At 51.1% G+C, this 2,369-nt stretch carries 4 protein-coding genes and 1 pseudogene; all 5 read right to left on the bottom strand.

The window, feature by feature from the left end; genetic code table 11:
• A partial coding sequence (locus AZI87_RS17940; RefSeq protein ID WP_155722622.1) for an Arm DNA-binding domain-containing protein occupies positions 1–310 on the bottom strand: 310 nt, incomplete at its 3' end.
• A gap of 294 nt (positions 311–604) precedes the next feature.
• On the bottom strand, positions 605–1,093 hold the full coding sequence (locus AZI87_RS17935) for a DUF2514 family protein (protein WP_063209897.1): 489 nt from the start codon (positions 1,091–1,093) through the stop codon (positions 605–607).
• Positions 1,094–1,310: 217 nt separating this feature from the next.
• Entirely contained in the window at positions 1,311–1,937 is a 627-nt protein-coding gene (locus AZI87_RS17925) for a glycoside hydrolase family 19 protein (protein ID WP_063209893.1), read from the bottom strand.
• Positions 1,927–2,211, bottom strand: coding sequence for a phage holin family protein (locus AZI87_RS18450; protein WP_081112287.1), 285 nt, complete (start codon positions 2,209–2,211; stop codon positions 1,927–1,929). Before AZI87_RS18450 ends, AZI87_RS17925 begins: the two co-directional genes overlap by 11 nt.
• A gap of 10 nt (positions 2,212–2,221) precedes the next feature.
• Positions 2,222–2,369, bottom strand: a pseudogene (locus tag AZI87_RS18460) (putative holin); the annotation flags it as partial.

Genomic DNA, 2,369 nt, shown 5'->3' with positions numbered 1-2,369 from the left:
CGGTATGTACCGTAAACGTCTCGGCACCACGAATCTTTTTGATACCGTCACGTTTAGCCGCAGCCGGTGACTGGCCTGCTTTAAGCAGCTTCTTTGCAGCAATCAGTTCTTCTCGCGCTTCTGCCAGGCTGATACCGTCACGCCCATACTGCCCGATTACCAGTGTTTCGCGGCGACCGTTGATACGGTAGTCATAGCGAAACGAGACCGTACCTGACGTAAGCACAGCTACATACAGCCCGTCACGATCGGAAACTTTGTACAGTTTGTCCTGTGGCTTGAGGTTCTTTAATTTTGTATCGGTAAGCACAATTCACCCGTATAGAAACCATTTTCATGACGGTATGAGAGTATACCTTTAAGGTAATACCGTCACCTGTACCGCCAAAAAATATGGTGTAGAGTGAATAGAAATGAATACATAAAAACAAAAACCCTCTGCAAAAACAGAGGGTTGAATTAGTATCTGAATAGGAATGAGTTGCTATGAGTTAGCTGTTAATCATTCCCACTCAATTATTTACGGACACCATAAGCAATTGACTGGCAACAACTTTTAAATAAACGAAATTTTTCATACCGTTTTATATACCGTCACAGAAAATCAGTACCCCGCTTTCAGGGAGTCGTACTGTCGCTCGCATGTGAGTCCTGCAGACCGATATCGCTCAGCCTCTTCTGCTGCTGCGATGTAAGATCGGTTGCTTTCTTCAAGCATGTCGGCGAGCACACCGATGACCTTGCTGGCTGGCGTGCCAGTGGGGAAAGATCCGGTATAGTGTTCGGCGAGTCGCTTGGTTTTGTCAAGCTCGGCGCGCAGGCCGTCAGCAGCGTTATTAGCATGCTCAGCATCAACACGCGCCACATCGATACGGGATTGTGCTTCACGTTCAATTTGTGTTTTCTCCTGATCACGTTGTGACCTGGCCTTATCATCAGCCTGTTTCTGGTCTGCCTGCGCTTGCGCATACCCGGCGGCATACTGCCGATCACCGTGAACATTCCAGGCAACAATGCCACCCACCACCAGAGCAGCAAGCATCGCCACGATAAACAACTGTTTCCAGTACGCTTTGACGAATGCCCAGATCATAGGCTTACCTTTGGCTGAAAACGGCGAACGTTAATTGGCTCGCCATAAGGCCATGACCAGTTCAGCCATGTGAAAGTTTTCAGCTCACACATCCCATCAAACCACTCTCCAGGTTCAATGTCTGAATAACTGCAAACGATCTCCAATCCTCGCTCAGTCTCCTGCAGGGCAACAGTATCTGTCTCCCATCTTGGGATAAGTAAAGAAAGTAGTCTTTTCATGAGAGCACCTTGCTGGCAGTGATGTACCGCGCACGCCGGTCGTCGATACCGTTCTGGCCACCGTTAATGATCTGCGTGATGCGCACCAAATCGCCGGTATATTTCATGCAACCTTTACTGGCGAAGAACCACGCCGCGCTACGGGCCGCGTATTCATCCTGCGCCAGCAGTTCAGGCTGAGCTACCAGATCAACCTTCAGCCCGTTGCCGCAATCCCGGTAGTTGTTCAGACCGGTGATCTGAATAAGCCCGCGCCCACGGTAATTCCATCCATCGCCAGGTCCGTTGTTGCCCATGCGCTTGCTGTACACCAGATTGGCGATCGCGCGCTGGCGTTCCAGAGGCAGAGACTTCTCATATGTTTTTCTGCCCAGCGCGTTGGCCTGGTCCGGCGTGATGCGTCCGGCGCGGATGAAACCTGACAGCCCGTTAACGCTGTAATTGAAGTTTTCCTGTAACCGGGTAAACCCTCCTGACTCATGCCCGACCTGCGCAATAAACATCGCCTGGTCATCTGGCTTAGTAATGCCAAATTCATTCATGGCAGCGGTGATATGTGGGTACCAGCGCGCGGCCAGTTGCTCAGTAATACCGGCAGCACGCCGGAACTGGTTAATGTCCATGTTGAGACCTCGATATTTTGAATATCTGCACGACGTTACCGTGCGTCTTCAGAACGGCGGCAAGCATGACAGCATTGATGATTACCTCTGATAAATCAGCGGCCATTGGTGTGTGATACCAGATTGCATATGCTGCGCGGACGGGGATGCTGGCTGATGCCACGATAAGGAAGTAGGCTATCCACCCACCCCACCGGCGGTGTTGCGATCCATTACGCCGGAAGGTTCCGACGCGGATTGCTATCGCAGAACAGATAACCGCATTGGTAATCAGTAAAAGGAGCTCATGAGTTTTCCTCGTCTTTTCTCCCCGGGGTTAAATCGCGTGGGTTGTCGGGACGGTGATAGAGCCCGATACCAATACGTACTGCGACGATTGCCGACACGAACGCGCCAGCAGAGAAGACGATCCCTTTCTCGAATGAATCCAGC

Source organism: Bdellovibrio bacteriovorus (genome assembly GCF_001592745.1).
In the GTDB taxonomy this organism is placed as follows: domain Bacteria; phylum Bdellovibrionota; class Bdellovibrionia; order Bdellovibrionales; family Bdellovibrionaceae; genus Bdellovibrio; species Bdellovibrio bacteriovorus_B.
Note: the sequence above shows the minus strand (reverse complement) of the source record. Positions and strands in the feature narration are given on the sequence as shown.

Excerpts from the sequence above, each read along its gene's own strand:
- AZI87_RS17935 (WP_063209897.1), bottom strand. The coding sequence starts at position 1,093 with ATGATCTGGGCATTCGTCAAAGCGTACTGGAAACAGTTGTTTATCGTG.
- AZI87_RS17925 (WP_063209893.1), bottom strand. The coding sequence starts at position 1,937 with ATGGACATTAACCAGTTCCGGCGTGCTGCCGGTATTACTGAGCAACTG.